Genomic DNA, 20,820 nt, shown 5'->3' on the forward strand with positions numbered 1-20,820 from the left:
GCGCCTTAATATAGATTGCAACTCTGATGCTGGATTTTATAGGATTTAAGCCTGATACAAACTAAAAATAACGCATCAAATAGGGCATACAAGCTGCTCTTCTATAAAATACCGACGCAACAGCATTATTAACTCAAGGCTCAATATGCAAGAATCTCCTTCATCATGGATTGTAAAATTTGCACCACTCATCAAAAGCCAAGGGCTCGTATTAGATTTAGCGTGCGGCAGCGGACGCCACGCTAAATGGCTAGCGCAGCAAGGCTACCAAGTGGATGCACTAGATCGCGACCCGATTGCAACTTCTAGCATGCAAGGCATTGACGGCATACGTATCCAACTGACAGATCTAGAAACGACTGAGCCGCCAAGTTTTGAGCACAGTTATGACGGCATTATCGTCAGCCGCTACCTGCATAGACCCATATTGACCTCACTGGCAACAATACTCAAACCGGGCGGCATCCTGATTTATGAAACCTTTATGCGCGGCAATGAGCGCTATGGAAAACCTAGCAATCCTGACTTTCTATTAATGCCAGATGAACTACTGAACACCTACTCACCACTACTCAATATAATTAGTTTTGAACAAGGTGAAGTAGTGGAACCCAAACCAGCGATGTTGCAGCGAATTTGCGCACAAAAGAACATTTAGCCCACGCGCATGGCAAACCGCGCATAAACCACATGTTTAATTTGTATTTTTTACATTTTTAATTTACATTAATGTAAATAATACAAATTAACTCTCAGGCACAAACTAAGGTTTAATCATGTCACTTGGTCAATGCATACGCAATAAACGTAAATCACTCCACTTAACGTTACAACAGCTCGCGTCCAAAATTGATGCGGATGCGGGCAATTTGTCACGTATTGAGCGCGGTGAACTTGGTGTTTCAGAATCACTACTACGCAAAATTGCATCCGCGTTAGATACAACGCCTGCCAATCTTTATGCTGAAAGTGATGCCATACAACCAAACAGCCAAGCAAATGAGCAAGCGCCCACTTACGCCAGAAACCAATCAGAGCAAAACAACAGCATTAATGCGAAAGATTTTGTGCAATGGTTCCGCTCGGCTACACCTTATATCCACGCATTTGGCGGGCGCACGTTTGTAATTGCGTTTGGTGGTGAGGTTGTAAGCGAGCAGCAGTTCATTGCACTATCGCATGACTTAAACCTGTTAGCCAGCTTAGAAGTGCGCTTGGTATTAGTGCATGGCTCACGCCCACAAATTGAACAGCGGCTAAAACGCGACAACATCTCCCCGCTATTCCACAATGGATTACGCGTTACTGACGATGCGGCGATGGAGGCAGTAAAAGAGGCCAATGGCGCTATCCGCGTAGAAATCGAAGCCCTACTCTCCATGGGCATTGCCAACTCACCAATGGCAGGTGCAGATATCCGTGTGGCAAGCGGCAACTTTGTGACTGCCAAACCGCTCGGCGTACATGATGGGGTGGACTTGCAACATACGGGCGAAGTGCGCAAGGTAGATGCGATTGGCATTCAAAAACGCTTAGATGACAATGAGATGGTTTTGCTATCACCATTAGGCTACTCGCCAACAGGCGAGGCATTCAACTTAAGTCTGGAAGACGTCGCCGTCAGCACTGCGGTGGCACTCGATGCAGACAAGCTCATTTTCTTAATGGATTCAGAAGGCGTGCATAATCTGCGCGGTGAGCTCCTGCGTGAAATGACCGTAGAAAAAGCCAAAAACCTGTTAAGAAACGTAAGAGAAACCGAGCAGGCCATTAACATATCTGAAGATGTAACCTATTACCTACCGGCGGCAGTTCGCGCCTGTGAGCATGGCGTTGCCAGAACGCACTTAATCAGCCGGCATATCGACGGCGCTATCATTCAAGAACTGTTCACACTGGACGGCATTGGCACCATGGTGACAGAACTGAGCCTAGAAAGCATGCGCCAAGCTAACATTGATGATGTGGGCGGCATTTTAAAGCTGATAGAACCATTGGAAAACGATGGCATTTTGGTCAGGCGTGGTCGTGAACGGTTAGAAATGGAAATTAACCATTTTCATGTGATGGAGCATGACAACCGCATCATCGGCTGCGCAGCACTCTACCCGTTTGAATCAGAACAGACCGCTGAGTTTGCATGCCTAGCCATCGACCCGGCATACCGCGGTGGCGGGCGTGGTGATAAGTTATTCTATTACTGCGCCAACGTAGCCAAACAGCGTGGCCTTAAAAGTTTATTCTGTCTGACCACGCGTACCGAGCATTGGTTTTTAGAGCGTGGCTTCACTGAACAAGGGGTAGAAAAACTGCCCGCAGAGAAACAAAAACTTTACAATTACCAACGCAAATCTAAGGTGTTTAGCAAAACATTGTAAACAAAATTTAGTTACAATGACGGAAAACAAATTGACCAAAATTTAAGCTTACGGAAAACTCATGCTAAACCAATCCACCGCTGCAAAAAAAGCAAAGACGCTGGCTGAGGCGTTACCCTACATTAAACGTTTTTTTGATAAAACCATCGTGATTAAATACGGCGGCAACGCCATGACCGATGAGCACTTGAAAGAGTGCTTTGCAAAAGACGTAGTGTTGTTGAAGTTAGTCGGGATGAACCCGGTAGTGGTACATGGCGGTGGCCCGCAAATTAACGAAATGCTGGACAAACTAGGCAAAAAAGGCGAGTTTATCCAAGGCATGCGCGTTACCGATGAAGAAACCATGGACGTGGTGGAAATGGTACTCGGCGGGCAAGTGAATAAAGAGATTGTGAACTTAATTAACCGCCATGGCGGTAAAGCGGTAGGCCTCACCGGCCAAGACGGCAACTTCATCCATGCGCACAAATTATTGATAGCAGATAAAGATGACGCCACCAAAATGATTGACATTGGGCAGGTAGGTGAAATTTCCGCGATCGACCCGAGCATCATCAACTTTTTAGACACAGGTGACTTTATCCCTGTAGTTGCGCCGATTGGTGTGGGTGCTGACGGCGAAACCTACAACATCAACGCTGACGTAGTCGCCGGAAAGTTGGCTGAAATACTCAATGCTGAAAAATTGATTCTGCTCACCAATACACCTGGCGTGCTAGATAAAAACGGCGAGCTACTCACTGGCCTAACACCAAGACAAATTGACGACATGGTGGCAGATGGCACGCTATCAGGCGGCATGTTGCCTAAAATCAGCTCAGCGTTAGATGCCGCACGCAGCGGCGTAAAAGCCGTGCATATTATTGACGGCCGCGTTGAGCATGCTTTGCTGTTAGAAGTGCTGACAGACGAAGGTGTTGGTACTCTAATTAAAGCTAAATAGCCAATAAGGCACAGATAGCTTACTACGGAGCTTCTTAACAAGATAAAACCGTGGCAAAGCAATCTGTGCCCCACATAAAATCTCTACATCAAGCATGAGCAGAATCTGGATTTTTGACCTGGACGATACACTGCATAATGCCAGTGCCCATATTTTCCCGGTCATGAACCGTAGCATGACGCAGTACATCATGGATGAGCTTTCCATGAGCGAACCTGAAGCCCATGCACTACGCCAACACTACTGGCGCATTTACGGTGCCACCCTTAAAGGACTGATGCGTCACCATGGGACAGACCCGCACCACTTCCTGCATGAAACACACAGATTAACCAGCTTGCCCGACATGGTGATTCAAACCAAACGATTGAAACACATGCTCAAATCGCTACCAGGGCGTAAGTTAGTATTCACCAACGCACCACGCAGTTATGCCATGCGCGTATTGGAATTGCTAGACATTGCGGATGTATTTGAGCTAATTTTCAGCGTGGAATCCACACAATTCCATGCCAAACCATCCACCCGCGGCTTTCAGCGTTTACTGAACACCATTAATGCTAAAGCAAGCGACTGCGTGATGCTGGAAGACAGCCTACCCGCACTTATGACCGCCAAGCGCCTAGGCATGAGAACCATATGGATATCAAAACAATTAAATAAACCAAATTTTGTGGATTATCGCCTAACCTCAGTGTTAGCACTTACTCACATTAAGCTATAATTAAATCAATTATTTGTTAAGGAAATAAAATGGCCGGCGAACGTAAACAGCAAATTCTAGAAACTTTAGCAAAAATGCTGGAATCTCCAAAAAGAGAGAAAATCACCACCGCATCATTGGCAGCAAAATTAGAAGTAAGTGAAGCCGCGCTTTACCGCCACTTTGCCAATAAAGCACAAATGTTTGAAGGTCTGATTCTGTTTATTGAAGAAACCATTTTTGGCCTGATTAACAAAATTAGTACAGAAGAACCAGAAGGCCTGAGACAAGTACAACGCATTGTCACTATGCTCATGGTGTTTGCAGAAAAGAACTCAGGCATGACGCGCGTACTGATCGGCGATGCGCTGGTGAATGAAGACGACAAATTACAATTACGCATTAACCAACTATATGACCGTATTGAAGTCACACTGAAACAATGTTTGCGCATTGCTGAAACCCAAACCGGCCAAAAGCAAGACGCAGAGGCACAGGCAAATTTGATTATTTGCTACATTATCGGGCGCTGGAACCAATACGCAAAAAGCGGCTTCAAACGCAAACCTACAGAGTTTATTGAGCAGCAACTGCCTAACTTACTGTAATTAAAACCACGAGCCAACCCCACTTAGGAGATCACGTTGGAAGGTACAATTTTTGGCTTCACTGAAGCACAAATCACCGAATTTGGTATGACATTTGGCGTTGGCGGCTTAATGCTGCTAATGCTATTTATTGTGGGACACCTGGCTTGGGAATCAAAAGCCGGAAAGTTTGGCGCATTTGTATTATTTCTAGGGCTGACCTTTGGGTTGGTAGGCTATATAGCTAAATACTTTATTCAGAACTCGTTAGGCATTTAAATCGCGCTACTACAGCAAACAACAATTGTGTAGTTAGTATCACACCAGATAAACCTTCACAACGGTGCACGGCACGAGCGAACACTAAAGTACACGCTTAATTGCGCTAACTCTTGCCTCAAAAATCGCAGCTTTAATTTTTTCCACCTCGGTGTGGGCGCTAGCAACAGCACCCGCATCAACACTCAGCGCGGCATCCAATACCTTAAGCATTAAATCTGCCGCTGGCGTGGGGCACTGTTCGAAGCCGGTTCTGCCACGCGAATCAGCCTCGCACGCCAGTAAAAACTCTTTAAACCTTGCCGGCTGCCTGATTGCATCTAGCTGGGTTAAAAATTCCAGCAAGGTACTGGGGCGCATGTCTAATGATTGGTATAGCTTACCGTGGAACTTAGTGACGATTAACGCAAGCTCTTTACAATCATTCGGCACACGCAATCGTTTGCATAGATCTTTCACCAAATGCACGCCACGCTCTTCGTGGCCGATATGTCTGGGTAAAATCTCTTTAGGTGTAGTGCCTTTACCAAGATCGTGCATTAATGCGGCAAAACGCACGGGCAAAGTAAAGTTTTGCTGAGCGGCGTAATCTACCACCATCATCACATGCACTCCGGTATCGACCTCGGGGTGATATTGCGGCGGCTGCGGCACCCCCCATAGCCTATCTAACTCCGGCATAAGTCTATTTAAGGCACCACATGCACGCAACACTGTAAACATACGCGACGGCTGAGACTCCATTACCCCCTTAGCCAGCTCTTGCCATACACGCTCGGCAACTAGCGCATCCACCTCACCCGCTTCGACCATTTGCTGCATCAGGCTTAGTGTTTCCGGCGCCACATGAAAATCTGTAAAGCGCGCTGAAAAGCGGGCAATACGGAGAATGCGCACAGGATCCTCCGCAAATGCATCACTAACGTGACGCAGTGTTTTGGATTGTATATCGGCAACACCATTAAACGGGTCGAACAGCTCGCCTGACTCACTTTTGGCAATGGCATTGATGGTTAAGTCACGTCTGGCTAAATCTTGCTCCAGTGTGACTTCTGGTGATGCGTATACCGCAAAACCCTTGTAACCTTTAGCAGTTTTACGTTCGGTGCGTGCCAGCGCGTATTCTGCCTGCGTGGCTGGATGCAAAAACACGGGAAAGTCTTTACCTACCGGCCTAAAACCAGCTGCGACCATTTGCTCCGGCGTGCTACCAACAACCACATAATCTTTATCTTTAATCGCATAGCCCAGCAGCTCATCACGCACTGCGCCACCAACGATATAGGTTTGCATGACGCCGCCTAAGTTAGCGTGCCGCTGAGCTACGGAAGCGATCATAGGCGCCACGCGCGTTACGGTCCACCAAGTACTCTGGCAACACAGCCTCTAATGCGCTAGGCTCTACCGCTAACACAGCAGGTAGCGGCTGCTGGCTAACGCTATCAACCTCCATGGACTTAATATTGTCACGTGACATTAACTTAACCGGCAAGAACTCCATGGTTAACGCCTGTACATAGGAAAGTGTATTATTCAAGCCAATAATCGGACGTTGAATCGACAAGGCTTGCATGATTTGCTGCAATAGCTCACGGAAGGTATATACTTGAGGCCCAGCCAGCTCATAGGTCTGACCATAAGTATCCGTATTCTCCAGACTATTCACAAAGCAGCTCGCTACATCTTCCACCCAGATTGGTTGAAACTTAGCATTAGGTTTAGCTAACACTACCACTGGCAACAGTTTAATCAGCGTGGCGAAAAGATTGGTAAATTTATCACCGCGCCCGAAAATGATAGACGGCTTAAAGATGGTGATATTAATTTTGTCTTGCAGTGCCTTTAATGCCGCTTCACCAGCTGCTTTTGAGCGCAAATATTGGCTTGGTGCATGCTCACCTGCCCGTAAACTACTCATCTGAATCAGGCGTTTGATACCCAAATCAACACAAATCTTGGCGAGCTGCGCTGGCAACTGGTGATGAATCGCATTAAAGCCTGAACGATGGCTCTGATGCAAAATACCAATCAAGTTAATCACCGCATCAGTGCCTCTGAGTACGGCATTCAAAGCGTGATAATCCAGCACATCACACTCAACCACACTCACATTGGGCAACAAAAATAAATGCTTGGCAGTCTCTCTTCTGCGCGTCAATACGGTTACCTCGTACCCAGCTGCATCCAGCTTAGCCACAATAGCGCTACCGACAAATCCTGAACCGCCCAACACACATATCTTGTTTAACTGCATGACTATCCTTCTAACTTACGTATTCACTTTAAAAATATCACCAACCGTCTACTATACTCATTATTTGGCAAACTTGGCATCTGACAAGCGTCGCAAAGGCAATGTTTAACTAATGATGAGACAAGCCTTACTCATCAATCAACATTATTCAACATCCGCCAATATCACCTCTGGTTTTGTGCGTCCTGGAATCGTCCCCATTCTGGCTTTTAAGGTCTGCACTGGGTAACCAAGCTTAGGTGCATAAATCTGCGCGTTTGCCATCACCTTTTGCACATAACTTCTGGTTTCACCGTATGGGATAGTCTCAATATAAATAGCAGCCTCCATCGGCTCATCTGCCGCCCAGCGCCGCGCACGGCTAGGGCCTGCATTGTATGCGGCAGTTGCCATCACCGCCTGCCCATTCATCGCCTCTAGGGTATAGCGCATGTAGTAGGTACCAATACCAACATTAAACTTAAGGTCATGAATCATCTCTTGGCTGTAGTCACTTAAGCCCATGCGCTGCGCTGCCCATTTAGCAGTAGCTGGCATCAGCTGCATTAAGCCAGATGCGCCCACGCCTGATTTAGCATAGTGCATAAAACGGCTTTCCTGACGGGTTAAGCCATAAATCCATGCCTCATCTACGTTCTCGTTAACAGCTGCAGCACGGAATAAATCACGATAGGGGATAGGATAGCGCAAGTTAAAATCATGCAGCTGCTTGGTATTATCCGCGGTACTAATTGCAACATCGTACCATTTCTGGCGCTGGGCATACTCTGCGGCAGCCAGTAACTGCTTATCATCAAAGTCGCGCGTTACCCACACCCATTCTGCTTTAGCCTCCCAGCGCATGTCCTGCTTTTGTAACTCTAACGCACGCTTAATGCCAGGCTGGCTGGCAATTGCCATCACTTCTTGCTCTATTGGCGTGTATTGCTGCTGCGGGCTATTCATCACACTGCCTAACTCCTCCAGTGCAAGCCAGCCATAATAGTGACGCTCGGTAGACAATGGGCCTAATATTTTATTAGCATCCACCACCATAGATTTCTCTTTGAACGCGCGTCCTTTCCAATAACGCCATGCGCCCTCTTGCTGTTGCTCTGGGTTCATTTTAGCAATCGCGTCTAACAACATATCCCAGTTTTGAGCGCGCATTGCAGCGCGTGCCATCCATGCCAGCTGCTCTTTATCTAATGGCGTTTCATTGGCTTTGGCATAAAACTCAAGCGCCTGAGGGTGATGCGTGCGTGCTGCGTGATAGGCAATACGTCCCCATGCAAAAGCCGCATCCTGTGCAGACCATCGTTCCTGCAATGCCTGATTTACCACAATCGCATCTAATATATTGGTGCGCGCCAATCGATCTAGCGCGTATAGATTCACCTCTATATCATCACGTGTTTTAAAAGCCGGTGTTTTTAATGTGGCCTTTTTATTATTCATTTTGATGTTCACGGTTTTGCTGGTGAGCAAAAGTTTTGGCGTTTGCTCTGCCACCGCGAGTAACTCCAGATTGCTTTTATCAAAATTAGGCAAACGTGCAATGATGCTCTTGGCGACGCTAAGTTTGCCATCCTGCAAGGCGATGCGCAGTCTAGCCCAGATATCATTAGCACTCAGCGTGCCTGCTTCCTGCATCGCATCAAATAATGGGGTGCAGCTACTTGGCAAGTCAGCAGAACTCATCCATATTTTCTTAACCTGTGCGGATACTTCCTGATGATCAAACTGGTGTTTGCCATATAGCGCGTAACATTCCACCGCAATATCAGTGCGTTTGAAATTTGGATAATGCTCAAAGAACAATACCCAGTCTTGTTTCTTACCCAGCTTTTTAAGCCACTCACCCCGTAAGCGGTCTACAAAGGCCATATCGGCATATTGTGTAATAAAAGCCTGCACCTCGGCGTTGTCCGCTTGGTCTAGCCGAAGCAACATTAACCAATAAGCGGCATATGGGGCCAAGATGTATTGCTGGCTATTGAGTTGGCTCACATCCTCGGCCAACACCAACTCATTCTTTTTAGCATAAGCCTCACGCGCATGCTCGAACAATGCCTGATCTGACATGGCAGCAGCTTGGCCAGACAGCAGTAACGCGCCTAAGCACAGCTTACTGAGCTGCTTAGGCATAGCGACTAGGGATAATTTTTCGAGTAGGCTAAACATAGAGGATACGACGCAACACAAAAAGGACGGCCGTGACTAAGGCCAAAAAGAAAGTATATTTAATGGTTTGTTTGAAATAATGTAGATACTTTTTATCGCTTGATAACAAGTACAGGCCTAGCAACACCATCGCGGTAATCACTAATAAAACGAATATCAGGCGAATCATTAACATATACGCCTCCTCTGCATCATGACTAAACTTGGTTGACTATGTCACCAATTATTTTTGCTTTAACTTAATACACAGGCTTAGCGAGCAACTGGGCTGGCTGCGACAAAAAAGTAGCTGGTGCATCTTCCTGCTTTTCAAAGGTAGTGTATTCCCACGCTGTGGTATCCTGCATCAGTGCACGCAACAGCTGGTTATTCAATGAATGTCCTGATTTGTAAGCATAAAAGGCCCCCAAGATTGGATGACCCAACATATACAAGTCGCCAATTGCATCTAGCACTTTATGTTTAACGAACTCATCGTCATAACGCAGACCATCCGCATTTAAGACGCGATACTCATCCAGCACGATCGCATTATCCAAGCTACCGCCACGCGCCAAGCCATTGGAGCGCAAATACTCAACTTCATGCATAAAGCCAAAAGTACGCGCACGACTAATTTCTTTGATATAAGAATCTGCAGCGAAATCAATTTTGACGTTATTACCTGAGTGTTCAAATACCGGGTGGTTAAAATCAATAGTGAAATCAATCTTGAAGCCATGGTATGGCTCAAATCGCACCCACTTATCACCCTCTTTTACTTCGACTGTTTTTGTAATCCGTATGAATTTCTTGGCAGCAGCTTGCTCAACAATACCCGCTTCCTGCAACAAAAATACAAAAGGACCTGAGCTTCCATCCATAATTGGAATTTCAGAAGCATCAACCTCTACATACACATTGTCTACACCCAAACCTGCAAGTGCAGACATCACATGCTCAACAGTAGCAACGCGCGCGCCATTAGCCTCCAGCGCAGAGCACATTCTTGTGTCATGTACTACGCCTGGAGTAGCCACGATTTCATTGGGCTGAGGCAGATCAACCCGTTTGAAAACAATACCAGTATCAGGTGCAGCTGGGCGGAGGGTAAGAGTAACCTTTTCGCCATTGTGCAACCCGACGCCTGTGGCGCTTATCGCTTTTTTAAGTGTACGTTGCTTTAACATGCCTAATCTATTTCCATTCTCTAAGTTTCTGTGCAGCGCACGAGCCACCATCAATACTTAACTATTTGCCTTATGAATCAACTAAATAATAACATAATTCACGGCGACAGCTTTTCGCTGGCTACATTGCCTTATCTACACCGACCCTTAGCGCAATGTCAATTAGTCAGCTTGTTTACGTAAAAATGCTGGGATGTCATATTCTTCAACCCCTGACATTTTCATCGCTTCCACTTGCGCACGGCGGCTGTTTGAACCAAATACTGCCGGTGCTTCATCATCGGTGGCGATATTGGCATTACCAACAAAAATCGGTTGGTTAGTCGTACCATCACGTACCACTTGTTGTGGCATTACACGTAACTCTGGTTTTTGTTGACGGCGTTGTGCACCAGTCAAGCCAGTTGCCACCATCGTTACACGTAGACCATCACCCATGCTGTCATCAAACACGTTACCAACGATGACTGTTGCATCTTCCGCGGTGAACTCTTTAATCGTATTCATCACATCGTAGTACTCTTTCATTTTGAAAGCAGTTGATGTTGTAATATTCACTAAAACGCCACGCGCATTCGCTAAGTTGACATCTTCAAGCAATGGGCTTGCTACTGCTTGTTCAGCTGCGATGCGTGCACGGTCTGGGCCAGTTGCTAGTGCAGAACCCATCATGGCCATACCCATTTCAGACATCACGGTGCGTACGTCAGCAAAGTCTACGTTTACCATACCTGCACAATTGATGATTTCAGCAATGCCAGATACTGCATTGTGCAATACATCATTAGCAGCTCTGAAAGCCTCTAGGAATGGTACATCTTCGCCCAATACTTCCATCAATTTTTCATTAGGAATCACAATGAGTGAATCCACATACTTTGATAATTCATCTAGACCATCAGATGCAACTTTAGTGCGCTTACCTTCGAATGAAAATGGCTTAGTAACGACGGCTACCGTTAAGATGCCCATTTCTTTAGCGATTTGTGCAATCACCGGTGCAGCACCGGTACCAGTACCGCCACCCATACCGGCAGTGATAAACAACATATCAGCGCCATCAATCAGCTCTGCGATTGCATCGCGGTCTTCTAACGCAGCTTCACGGCCAACTTCGGGTTTGGCGCCTGCGCCCAAACCGCGGGTCATTGCCTCACCAATTTGCAATACTGTTTTGGCTTGGCTCTTTTTCAACGCTTGCATATCAGTATTAGCGCAAATAAATTCAACGCCGCCCACATTTTTTTCAATCATGTGTGCAACTGCGTTGCCGCCGCAACCACCAACACCAATCACCTTAATCACGGCTTCTTGGGAATTTTTTTCCATAATCTCAAACATTTTATTGCCTCCTCTTTTTAGCGTTTACTTTAACTGTTACTTCTGCCTTACTACTTTTCACTGCTAAACACTTACTACAACTTACCTTTTAAAAATTACCTTGGAACCAGCTTTTCATTCTTTCCAAAATGCGTCCGAATGAGCTTGATTCCATCTGGCCGGTTAAATGGCGCTCCAATTGCTGCTTACCCATTAACACTAGCCCCACACCTGTTGCATAACGTGGATTACTTACCACTTCTGATAAACCACCAACATAGCGCGGCATGCCTAAGCGCACTGGCATATGGAAGATTTCCTCACCCAACTCCACCATGCCGCGCATCATGGCTGAACCACCAGTGATGACGATGCCTGATGCAATCATGTCTTCCATACCGCTGCGACGTAATTCGTTTAATACCAACTCATACAGCTCTACTACGCGAGGCTCTAAAACCTCAGCTAGGGTCTGTACCGATAACTGACGTGGGTCTCTGCCATCTACCCCCGGCACCTCCACCACTTCACGCGGGTCAGCTAGCTGACGCAATGCACAACCGTGTTTAATCTTGATATCTTCTGCCGATTGCGTAGGGGTGCGGAAAGCAACCGCTACATCGTTCGTCATTTGGTCGCCAGCGATAGGCACCACTGCGGTATGACGAATTGCACCTTGTTTGAATACCGCGATATCTGTAGTACCGCCGCCGATATCCACCAAGCACACGCCTAATTCTTTTTCATCTTCGGTCAGCACAGCTAGGCTTGAAGCCAAAGGCTGCAAAATCAGATCACTCACTTCAATGCCGCAGCGTTTAATGCACTTCACAATATTCTGCGCAGCAGCAACTGCACCAGTCACGATATGCACTTTCACTTCTAGCTTCATGCCGCTCATGCCCAGCGGCTCGCGTACGTCCTCTTGGCCGTCGATAATGAACTCTTGAGTAAGGATGTGCAGAATCTGTTGATCCGCCGGCAATGCAATAGCGCGGGCAGTCTCAATCACACGGTCCACATCCATTTGTGAGACTTCAGCATCTTTAATTTTGACCATGCCGTGTGAGTTAAGGCTCTTGATATGGCTGCCAGCAATACCGGTATAGACGTTATTGATTTTGCAATCAGCCATCAGCTCGGCTTCTTCTAATGCGCGCTGAATTGATTGCATGGTAGATTCAATATTTACCACCACGCCTTTTTTCAGGCCACGGGACACGTGCTGACCTAAACCGATCACTTTCAGCGTGCCCTCTGGCTGCAACTCGGCAACAATCGCCACAATTTTAGATGTGCCGATATCCAAGCCTACAATTAAATTCTTATCTTCTTTAATTCTGCTCATTCTTCATCCCTTCCGTGAATTAGGTCACGGTTCCCGTACGTTTTTTCACTACTTCGCTTTTAATCGCCTTGGTATCGCCTTGCTTAGCCTTAGCACTATCTACGCTAGCGACTTTTTCTTTTTCTGGGTTTACCACCGCTGTCGGTCTACGCACCGCAAAACCACTTGGGTAGCGTAAATCCACATAAGTAATTTTCTTATTCAGCCCAACCAAAGTACTGCTATATATATTGGCAAACTTTTCTAACCTCACTTGCATTTCCACTCTGCCCAGTTCCAGCACGATGCCGTTAGTGGTTGTCACCTGCCAGGCACGCCTAGGGGTTAACGCCAAGGTTGCCACCTCTAAATGAGCGCTTCGTAGCACTTTATTTAAAGAGTCATATTGTGATGCCACTTCAATCACGCCATTATCTGGGCCGTAAAACACAGGTAAATCACTACCTGAAGCCGCATGAAACAACTCCCCCTGCTTATTCACCAATGCAGTACTACCCCAGCGCGCCAGCGCCTGATGCTCTTCAATCACCACTTCCAGTCTATCTGGCCAGCGGCGGCGTACACTCACACTGCGCGCCCAAGGCAATTTTTCAAACGCATCACGCGCATTAATTAAATCCAGCGTGAAAAAGTTACCTTTCAAATGCTTAGCCACAATCAGCTTTACCTGTTCGCGGCTTACATGGTGCAACTCGCCATCCACCTTAACTTCGCGCAATGGGAAAATCGGCAGATGCACCACCACATATACCACTGCGTATAACATCACTACCATACTAATCGCGTACAGTAGATTTGCTACCCAGTTAAGTAATGCAGGCTTATCCCACATGCGCTAATCTCAAAACTCTGACTACTAAGTCATCAAAACTGATACCAGCCGCCTTTGCAGCCATCGGTACCAAACTATGATCTGTCATGCCTGGGCTGGTATTGACTTCTAAAAAGTAGTGATTGCCTGCCTCATCCATTAAGAAGTCGACACGCCCCCAGCCTTGGCAACCAATGGTATTAAATGCCAGTAAAGCCTCTTGCTGTATCTGTGCTTCTTTTTCTGCGCTTAAACCGCAAGGACATCTGTACTCGGTGTCATCACGCAAATACTTGGCTTCAAAGTCATAAAACTCATTCTTAGGCACGATGCGTACAATCGGTAACGCTTGGTCACCCAAAATACCCACGGTATATTCGCCACCGCCTACAAACTGTTCTGCAATTACCAGTGGATCAGATTTTGCGGCTAGCTCATAAGCCGCTTTCAACCCACCAGCTTGCTTCACTTTACTGATACCGATACTGGAGCCTTCGTTAGCTGGTTTTACAAACAAAGGTAAACCCAGTTTTTTCTCAATCGCATCAAAATCTGAATCTGCAGTCACCACTTCAAATGCTGGGGTGCTCACCCCGGCTGCTGACCACATCATTTTGGTGCGCCATTTATCCATACCAATCGCAGATGCCATCACGCCACTGCCGGTATATGGAATACCCAGCAATTCTAAAGCCCCTTGCATTGCGCCATCTTCACCAAAGCGCCCATGCAATGAAATCATGGCTAAATCAAATGACTCTAAATCGTGTAATGGTCTTGTTGCTGGGTCAAACGCATGCGCATCAACCCCTTGTCTTTGCAATGCGGCAAGCACAGCCGTGCCGCTTTTCAGCGAAACTTCACGTTCGCCAGACTTACCACCTAACAACACTGCTACTTTTCCAAAGTCCTGCATTATTCTCTTACCTCTAATTCGCCCAGCACTTTCACTTCCTGTTGCAGTGCTACGCCTTGTTTTTCCAATACTGTTTCGCGCATATGCTGAATCAGCAGTTCAATATCCAGCGCATTTGCGCCGCCAATATTCACAATGAAATTGGCATGCTTTTCTGACACTTGCGCCCCGCCGATAATGTAGCCTTTTAAGCCACTTGCCTCTATCAGCCTAGCTGCAAAATCTCCCGGCGGATTCCTGAAAGTAGAACCAGCACTCGGTTGATTCAATGGCTGAGCGGCTAAACGTTTTGCCAGCAATGTCTTAATTTTCTGCGCTGACTCCTGCGCATCACCTGGCGCCAAGTTCAACCATGCCGCTATAAACCATTCATCGGCAACAGGCATATCAATATGCCGATAACTTGGGATAAATGCGGCAGCATCACGTGTATTCAGTTCTCCGCGTTTATTAATCGTGGTCACACGCTGCACTACATTCCAGGTTTCGCTGCCATAGCATCCTGCGTTCATCGCCAGTGCACCGCCCAACGTGCCAGGAATCCCCGCAAAAAACTCGGCACCCTGCTTAGCTTCTTTTGCGCAGAATCTTGCCAACTTGGCACAAGTCACACCGGCTTCGGCATAGACGGCATCGCCATCCATTTGCAGCGCGGTTAATACGTTATGCATCAACACCACCGTGCCGCGTATGCCACCATCACGCACCAAGAGGTTTGAGCCAAGCCCAATAAAATAAGTAGGCTCAGCGGCATCTAAGCCTTGTAAAAACACACTTAGATCTTCCAAACTTTCTGGAATGTAAAATTGATCCGCACGACCACCCACACGCCAGCTGGTATAGCGCGCCATGGGTTCGTTTAAGAGCAATTTTCCTTTCAGTTGGGTCATGCTGCGGCAACCCCTTGTGATTGCGCTTTAGTCAATGGCAACTCTTTGGTTTTTAAAGCCACTTGGCCAATAGAACCCGCGCCCATTACAATCACCACGTCATCCGCACGTGCAATATCTAGAATTGCCTGTGGCAACTCATCTGTTGTTTCTACAAATAACGGTTCCACCTTACCTGCAACGCGAATCGCGCGGATAAGCGAGCGTGTATCCGCTGCCACAATCGGCGCTTCACCTGCCGAGTAAACTTCCGTCAGCAATACCACATCCGCGCTTGATAGCACACGCACAAAGTCTTCAAAGCAATCTCTAGTACGCGTATAGCGATGTGGCTGGAATGCCATCACCAAACGTCGATTTGGGAAAGCACCGCGCGCAGCTGCTATCACAGCTTGCATCTCTACCGGATGATGTCCGTAGTCATCAATCAGCGTAAACGTACCGCTGCTGGTTTCGTTGCGTGGCATGGCTGGTACTTCACCATAACGCTCAAAGCGTCTGCCCACCCCTTTAAACTCTTTAAGCGCCTTAATAATGGCTGCATCCGGTACGTTCAACTCACTGGCAATTGCAATCGCAGCTAGCGCGTTTAATACGTAGTGATTACCTGGCAAGTTCAAGGTCACATCAAACTCTGTAGTCACTCCATTAATGCGCTGTACCGTGAAATGCATCTTGCCATCATCGGCGCGCACGTTCTTAGCGCGGATACGTGCATCTTCACTCAGGCCATACGTCATCACAGGTTTAGTCACGCGCGGCAATATTTCGCGAATATTGGCATCATCCACACACACCACCGCCATACCCCAAAACGGCAATTGCTGTAAGAACTCTACAAATGCACTTTTGAGTTTTTCAAAGCTGTGTTCATAGGTGTCCATATGGTCTTGGTCAATATTGGTGACCACTGCCATCACTGGTGTCAGGTGTAAAAATGACGCATCTGATTCATCAGCCTCAGCAACGATATACTCGCCTGTACCTAATTTAGCATTAGCATTGGCTGCCTCTAATTTACCGCCAATCACAAACGTTGGGTCCATGCCTGCCTCAGCCAAAATGCTGGCGATTAAACTCGTTGTCGTAGTTTTACCGTGCGTGCCGGCTACGGCTATGCCCTGTTTAAAGCGCATTAGTTCAGCCAGCATCAAAGCACGTGGCACCACTGGTATCTTTTTCTCGCGTGCGGCTTTAACCTCAGGATTCGCCTCGTTGACTGCTGAAGACACCACGACCACATCTGCATCTTTCACGTTTTCAGCTTCGTGGCCTTGATACACGGTGGCGCCAAAAGCAGCCAAACGCTTGGTGGTTGCGTTTACAGCCAGGTCTGAACCACTGACGTTAAAGTCCAGGTTAATCAGCACTTCAGCAATGCCGCTCATACCTGAGCCGCCTATGCCTACAAAATGTACATTTTTTACTTTATGTTTCATTTCGCGACTCCTTGCTCTGCCATTTGTACGCAAACTTTTGCAACATTAGCAGTGGCCTCTGGCTTGCCTAATACGCGTGCTTTTCTTGCCATCTCCAGACACTGCTCACGACTTAACTCATTTAAAATTTTTGCCAATTTATCTACACTCAATTCTTTTTGTTGCACCAAAATTGTGGCGCCTGCATCTGCCAAATATTGAGCGTTGCCAGTCTGATGGTCATCCACCGCAAATGGGAACGGCACCATCATAGAGCCCAAGCCCGCAGTAGAAATCTCCGCCACAGTGAGTGCGCCTGAGCGGCAAATCACAAAATCTGCCCATGCGTACATCTCTGCCATGTTTTCAATATAAGCACGCGCATCTGCCACTACTCCTGCTTGCGCATAATGACGTTTTAAATCTTCAATATGCTTCACACCCGCTTGATGCACTACCTGCGGACGCTGTGCCGCTGGCAACTTGGCCAAGGCCTGCGGAATCACTTCGTTCAATGCTTGCGCGCCTAAGCTACCGCCAACAATCAATAAACGCAGTGCACCGCTTCTATCTGCAAAGCGCTGTTCTGGCTGTGCAATATTTGAAATATCCGCACGCACCGGATTACCCAATAAATCCGCCTTAGCGCCAAATGCCGCAGGGAATGCCGCTAAAACCCTTGTAGCCACTTTTGCCAATACCTTATTGGTTAAACCAGCAACGGAGTTTTGCTCATGAATGACCAGTGGCCGACCTTGCAAGCGCGCCATCAAACCACCAGGGAATGCAGCAAAACCACCCATGCCTAAAACCACATCTGGCTTAAATTGATTGAGCGCTTTTAAACTTTGTGTGAACGCCGTGATTAACTTCACAGGCAATAACAACCAACCCAATAAACCTTTACCACGCACGCCTTGCATCGTAATCATCGCTTTATCGTAAGCTTTGCCCGCAATCAGCTTGTTTTCCATGCCGCCTTCAGTGCACAACCAGACAATATGCCAACCTGCATTTTGCAAAGCGTCAGCCACGGCCATGGCTGGGTAAACATGCCCGCCTGTACCCCCGGCCATCACCATTAAAGTTTTGCGCGCTGGTTTATTCATGCTGGCAACCCTTTTTGCAATCGACGATTTTCAAAATCAATGCGCAGCAATATGGCAAGTGCGATGCAGTTAGCTAAAATGCCGCTACCACCAAATGACATCAAAGGCAGCGTCAACCCTTTGGTTGGCAGCAAGCCCATGTTCACGCCCATGTTGATAATACTTTGCACACCAATCCATACACCCAAGCCTTGTGCTAATAGCGCTGAGAAGTAACGCTCATTCTCTATTGCCTCTTTTGCTATCCCAAATGCGCGAATCAATATCCACATAAATAGGCCAATCACAGTGAGTACGCCAACAAAACCAAGCTCCTCTGCCACTACCGCTAATAAAAAGTCCGTATGTGCTTCTGGCAAATACAGCAACTTCTCTACGCTGCCACCCAAGCCCACGCCAAACCATTCTCCACGGCCAAATGCAATCAACGCATGTGATAACTGATAGCCTTTACCATACGGGTCTGCCCAAGGGTCCATAAACCCGATGACGCGCTCTAGGCGATATGGCGAGCTCCAGATCAGGAACACAAAGCCAACCACCAGCAGCACAATCAAACCACCAAAGATTCGCGCATTGATTCCGCCCAGCCACAGGATAGAAATTGAGATTGCCGCAATCACAGCAAACGCACCAAAATCCGGCTCATTCAATAGCAAGCCACCCACCAGCAGCATCACAAACAACATAGGCATAAAGCCTTTGGTGAAACTATCCATTACCGCAGCTTTACGCACGGTGTAATCTGCCACGTACATGGCAGCAAATAACTTCATAAACTCAGATGGCTGCAAGTTAATCACAAACAAAGACAACCAGCGGCGGCTACCCCCTACCACCTTACCAATGCCCGGGATGAGTACCAGCACTAACAATGCCAACCCCAATAAAAATAAGTAAGGCGCCATTTTTTGCCACCAAGCCATCGGCACGTTAAAAGCAACGAAACCGGCGGTTAAGCTCACGATTAAAAATATGGCCTGACGCACCAAGTAATAGCTGCTGTTATAACCGAGCGCTTTATCTGACTCGGCAATCGCAATCGATGCTGAATACACCATGACCAAGCCAATCCCTAGCAAAATGAGGGTCACCCACAGCAAGCTCTGATCGTAGCTTGGTGAGTTGATGCGATCACGATTCAACATGGCAGTTATCATGCGGCATGCTCCATACGCTTCACCGCCGCTACAAACACTTCGGCACGGTGTACATAGTTTTTAAACATGTCAAAACTGGCGCAGGCTGGAGATAGCAGTACGGCATCGCCCACTTGCGCGAGCTTTCTTGCAATCGTCACAGCCTCTGGTAAGTCTGCGGCATGGTACATAGGCACATCGGTGGATAAGAGCTCTGCTTCAATCAACTGTGCATCACGGCCAATCAGGACCACCGCGCGCGCGTTGGTACTAACAGCTTCTTTCAGCGGAGAGAAGTCCTGCCCCTTGCCATCACCACCGGCAATCAGCACTACTTTTTGTGATAAGCCAGATAAAGCCGCACAAGTTGCACCTACGTTAGTGCCTTTTGAGTCATCGTAATAATCAACGTCATCAATATTGGCAACCCACTCCACACGGTGTGGCAAGCCTTTAAAGTTGTATAAAGTCTGAATAATCGGTGCAAAGTCCAAACCTATGCCACGGCATAATGCAATAGCCGCCAATGCATTGCTGGCATTGTGTAAACCGGCAATTTTCAAATCGCGGATATTCATTAGGTCATGCGTACCGCAGCTCAGCCACGCCTCGCCATCCACTTGCTTAATACCATAGTCTTGCTCAGCAACAGCGTCGTCCAGACCAAATGTCACTTGTGCCAACTTAGCGCGTGACATCATCATGCTCCATGCATCGTCACGATTGAGCACCTGCAATTTTGCATGGTAAAAAATATGCGCTTTGGCCACAGCATAGCTTTGCATGCTGTCGTATCTATCCATATGGTCTTCTGACAGATTCAACATGGTGGCTGCATCTGCTAACAGACTATGAGTGGTTTCTAACTGAAAGCTAGAAAGCTCCAGCACGTAAACATCCGGAGTTTCCATACTTAAGGTATCAAGTACAGGTAAGCCAATATTGCCAGCTACGATAGTTTTTAATCCCGCCGCTTTGCACATCTCGCCCACCAGTGTGGTGACTGTGGTTTTACCGTTGGCACCGGTAATCGCAATCAGTTTGGCACTAGCTGGACGATATTGTGCAAATAACTCTACATCCCCCACTACCGGCACACCGCGTTGTATTGCTGCTTGAATTTCAGGCTCACTCAACGGCACACCTGGGCTAATCACAGCTAAATCCACACCATCAAAGACAGTTGGTTTCAACGCACCGGTATACACCACCACGTCAGGTAGTTCAGCTTTTAATGCATCCAGCCCCGGCGGCATGTCACGAGTATCAGCCACAGACAAACGTGCGCCTTGGCTATGTAGCCAGCGCAATGCTGATAAGCCGGTGTCACCCAAGCCTAGCACTAATACTTTTTTGTCTTTTAACGCGATTTGCATGTTTAAGTTCACTA

The 20,820-nt window shown here is 47.3% G+C and carries 20 protein-coding genes; 6 read left to right on the forward strand and 14 right to left on the reverse strand.

Annotated elements, in window-relative coordinates:
- The first annotated feature begins 145 nt into the window (after positions 1-145).
- The 6 genes from C3Y98_RS10865 to C3Y98_RS10890 all read left to right on the forward strand — a co-directional run bounded on the left by C3Y98_RS10865 (position 146) and on the right by C3Y98_RS10890 (position 4,893).
- On the forward strand, positions 146-658 hold the full coding sequence (locus tag C3Y98_RS10865) for a class I SAM-dependent methyltransferase (RefSeq protein WP_135278617.1): 513 nt from the start codon (positions 146-148) through the stop codon (positions 656-658).
- Positions 659-776: 118 nt separating this feature from the next.
- Positions 777-2,378 carry an amino-acid N-acetyltransferase gene (gene argA, locus C3Y98_RS10870; RefSeq protein ID WP_135278618.1) on the forward strand — a complete coding sequence of 534 codons (1,602 nt, stop codon included), beginning with the start codon at positions 777-779 and terminating at the stop codon, positions 2,376-2,378.
- Between the two features lie 61 nt (positions 2,379-2,439).
- The gene (gene argB / locus C3Y98_RS10875; RefSeq protein ID WP_015832926.1) at positions 2,440-3,324 is read left to right on the forward strand and encodes an acetylglutamate kinase; all 885 of its coding nucleotides are present in this window, start codon (positions 2,440-2,442) and stop codon (positions 3,322-3,324) included.
- A gap of 94 nt (positions 3,325-3,418) precedes the next feature.
- Complete coding sequence (locus C3Y98_RS10880) at positions 3,419-4,048, forward strand: pyrimidine 5'-nucleotidase (RefSeq protein WP_135278619.1); 630 nt, start codon at positions 3,419-3,421, stop codon at positions 4,046-4,048.
- Positions 4,049-4,077: 29 nt separating this feature from the next.
- Positions 4,078-4,635, forward strand: a complete 558-nt coding sequence (slmA, locus tag C3Y98_RS10885) for a nucleoid occlusion factor SlmA (RefSeq protein ID WP_135278620.1) — start codon at positions 4,078-4,080, stop codon at positions 4,633-4,635.
- 36 nt (positions 4,636-4,671) lie between these two features.
- Positions 4,672-4,893 (forward strand): DUF2788 domain-containing protein, encoded by a 222-nt coding sequence (locus C3Y98_RS10890; protein WP_015832929.1) that lies wholly within the window; start codon positions 4,672-4,674, stop codon positions 4,891-4,893.
- An 84-nt stretch (positions 4,894-4,977) separates the two neighbouring features.
- Here C3Y98_RS10890 and C3Y98_RS10895 read toward each other — a convergent pair whose 3' ends face one another.
- The 14 genes from C3Y98_RS10895 to murD form a co-directional block, all read right to left on the reverse strand.
- Complete coding sequence (locus C3Y98_RS10895; RefSeq protein ID WP_135278672.1) at positions 4,978-6,186, reverse strand: multifunctional CCA addition/repair protein; 1,209 nt, start codon at positions 6,184-6,186, stop codon at positions 4,978-4,980.
- Between the two features lie 13 nt (positions 6,187-6,199).
- A complete protein-coding gene (locus C3Y98_RS10900; protein WP_135278621.1) occupies positions 6,200-7,147 on the reverse strand; it encodes a complex I NDUFA9 subunit family protein in 948 nt (315 codons plus the stop codon).
- A 144-nt stretch (positions 7,148-7,291) separates the two neighbouring features.
- The gene (locus tag C3Y98_RS10905; protein ID WP_135278622.1) at positions 7,292-9,310 is read right to left on the reverse strand and encodes a lytic transglycosylase domain-containing protein; all 2,019 of its coding nucleotides are present in this window, start codon (positions 9,308-9,310) and stop codon (positions 7,292-7,294) included.
- Positions 9,303-9,485, reverse strand: a complete 183-nt coding sequence (locus C3Y98_RS10910) for a hypothetical protein (RefSeq protein ID WP_135278623.1) — start codon at positions 9,483-9,485, stop codon at positions 9,303-9,305. The genes C3Y98_RS10905 and C3Y98_RS10910 overlap by 8 nt, the downstream gene beginning before the upstream one ends.
- 64 nt (positions 9,486-9,549) lie before the next feature.
- Positions 9,550-10,479: a UDP-3-O-acyl-N-acetylglucosamine deacetylase gene (gene lpxC, locus C3Y98_RS10915; protein WP_135278624.1), complete on the reverse strand. Its 930-nt coding sequence runs from the start codon at positions 10,477-10,479 to the stop codon at positions 9,550-9,552.
- Between the two features lie 162 nt (positions 10,480-10,641).
- Positions 10,642-11,820 (reverse strand): cell division protein FtsZ, encoded by a 1,179-nt coding sequence (gene ftsZ / locus C3Y98_RS10920; RefSeq protein ID WP_015832935.1) that lies wholly within the window; start codon positions 11,818-11,820, stop codon positions 10,642-10,644.
- 88 nt (positions 11,821-11,908) lie between these two features.
- Entirely contained in the window at positions 11,909-13,147 is a 1,239-nt protein-coding gene (gene ftsA / locus C3Y98_RS10925; protein WP_135278625.1) for a cell division protein FtsA, read from the reverse strand.
- 19 nt (positions 13,148-13,166) lie between these two features.
- Positions 13,167-13,979: a cell division protein FtsQ/DivIB gene (locus C3Y98_RS10930; protein ID WP_135278626.1), complete on the reverse strand. Its 813-nt coding sequence runs from the start codon at positions 13,977-13,979 to the stop codon at positions 13,167-13,169.
- Positions 13,969-14,874 carry a D-alanine--D-alanine ligase gene (locus C3Y98_RS10935; RefSeq protein WP_135278627.1) on the reverse strand — a complete coding sequence of 302 codons (906 nt, stop codon included), beginning with the start codon at positions 14,872-14,874 and terminating at the stop codon, positions 13,969-13,971. Before C3Y98_RS10935 ends, C3Y98_RS10930 begins: the two co-directional genes overlap by 11 nt.
- Positions 14,874-15,764, reverse strand: a complete 891-nt coding sequence (gene murB / locus C3Y98_RS10940; protein WP_135278628.1) for a UDP-N-acetylmuramate dehydrogenase — start codon at positions 15,762-15,764, stop codon at positions 14,874-14,876. The genes C3Y98_RS10935 and murB overlap by 1 nt, the downstream gene beginning before the upstream one ends.
- Entirely contained in the window at positions 15,761-17,203 is a 1,443-nt protein-coding gene (murC, locus tag C3Y98_RS10945) for a UDP-N-acetylmuramate--L-alanine ligase (protein WP_135278629.1), read from the reverse strand. Before murC ends, murB begins: the two co-directional genes overlap by 4 nt.
- Positions 17,200-18,291, reverse strand: coding sequence for an undecaprenyldiphospho-muramoylpentapeptide beta-N-acetylglucosaminyltransferase (gene murG / locus C3Y98_RS10950; protein ID WP_135278630.1), 1,092 nt, complete (start codon positions 18,289-18,291; stop codon positions 17,200-17,202). The genes murC and murG overlap by 4 nt, the downstream gene beginning before the upstream one ends.
- Entirely contained in the window at positions 18,288-19,451 is a 1,164-nt protein-coding gene (gene ftsW / locus C3Y98_RS10955; protein ID WP_135278631.1) for a putative lipid II flippase FtsW, read from the reverse strand. The genes murG and ftsW overlap by 4 nt, the downstream gene beginning before the upstream one ends.
- A complete protein-coding gene (murD, locus tag C3Y98_RS10960; RefSeq protein WP_135278632.1) occupies positions 19,448-20,806 on the reverse strand; it encodes a UDP-N-acetylmuramoyl-L-alanine--D-glutamate ligase in 1,359 nt (452 codons plus the stop codon). The genes ftsW and murD overlap by 4 nt, the downstream gene beginning before the upstream one ends.
- Positions 20,807-20,820 lie beyond the last annotated feature (14 nt).

Origin of the sequence: Methylotenera oryzisoli (assembly GCF_004661485.1) — a bacterium.
GTDB classification, from domain to species: Bacteria; Pseudomonadota; Gammaproteobacteria; order Burkholderiales; family Methylophilaceae; genus Methylotenera; species Methylotenera oryzisoli.

Bases quoted from the DNA above. Each gene is read 5' to 3' on its own strand.
- C3Y98_RS10865 (WP_135278617.1), top strand. From the start codon at position 146: ATGCAAGAATCTCCTTCATCATGGATTGTAAAATTTGCACCACTCATC.
- argA (WP_135278618.1), top strand. From the start codon at position 777: ATGTCACTTGGTCAATGCATACGCAATAAACGTAAATCACTCCACTTA.
- argB (WP_015832926.1), top strand. From the start codon at position 2,440: ATGCTAAACCAATCCACCGCTGCAAAAAAAGCAAAGACGCTGGCTGAG.
- C3Y98_RS10880 (WP_135278619.1), top strand. From the start codon at position 3,419: ATGAGCAGAATCTGGATTTTTGACCTGGACGATACACTGCATAATGCC.
- slmA (WP_135278620.1), top strand. From the start codon at position 4,078: ATGGCCGGCGAACGTAAACAGCAAATTCTAGAAACTTTAGCAAAAATG.
- C3Y98_RS10895 (WP_135278672.1), bottom strand. From the start codon at position 6,186: ATGCAAACCTATATCGTTGGTGGCGCAGTGCGTGATGAGCTGCTGGGC.
- C3Y98_RS10900 (WP_135278621.1), bottom strand. From the start codon at position 7,147: ATGCAGTTAAACAAGATATGTGTGTTGGGCGGTTCAGGATTTGTCGGT.
- C3Y98_RS10905 (WP_135278622.1), bottom strand. From the start codon at position 9,310: ATGTTTAGCCTACTCGAAAAATTATCCCTAGTCGCTATGCCTAAGCAG.
- C3Y98_RS10910 (WP_135278623.1), bottom strand. From the start codon at position 9,485: ATGTTAATGATTCGCCTGATATTCGTTTTATTAGTGATTACCGCGATG.
- lpxC (WP_135278624.1), bottom strand. From the start codon at position 10,479: ATGTTAAAGCAACGTACACTTAAAAAAGCGATAAGCGCCACAGGCGTC.
- ftsZ (WP_015832935.1), bottom strand. From the start codon at position 11,820: ATGTTTGAGATTATGGAAAAAAATTCCCAAGAAGCCGTGATTAAGGTG.
- ftsA (WP_135278625.1), bottom strand. From the start codon at position 13,147: ATGAGCAGAATTAAAGAAGATAAGAATTTAATTGTAGGCTTGGATATC.
- C3Y98_RS10930 (WP_135278626.1), bottom strand. From the start codon at position 13,979: ATGTGGGATAAGCCTGCATTACTTAACTGGGTAGCAAATCTACTGTAC.
- C3Y98_RS10935 (WP_135278627.1), bottom strand. From the start codon at position 14,874: ATGCAGGACTTTGGAAAAGTAGCAGTGTTGTTAGGTGGTAAGTCTGGC.
- murB (WP_135278628.1), bottom strand. From the start codon at position 15,764: ATGACCCAACTGAAAGGAAAATTGCTCTTAAACGAACCCATGGCGCGC.
- murC (WP_135278629.1), bottom strand. From the start codon at position 17,203: ATGAAACATAAAGTAAAAAATGTACATTTTGTAGGCATAGGCGGCTCA.
- murG (WP_135278630.1), bottom strand. From the start codon at position 18,291: ATGAATAAACCAGCGCGCAAAACTTTAATGGTGATGGCCGGGGGTACA.
- ftsW (WP_135278631.1), bottom strand. From the start codon at position 19,451: ATGATAACTGCCATGTTGAATCGTGATCGCATCAACTCACCAAGCTAC.
- murD (WP_135278632.1), bottom strand. From the start codon at position 20,806: ATGCAAATCGCGTTAAAAGACAAAAAAGTATTAGTGCTAGGCTTGGGT.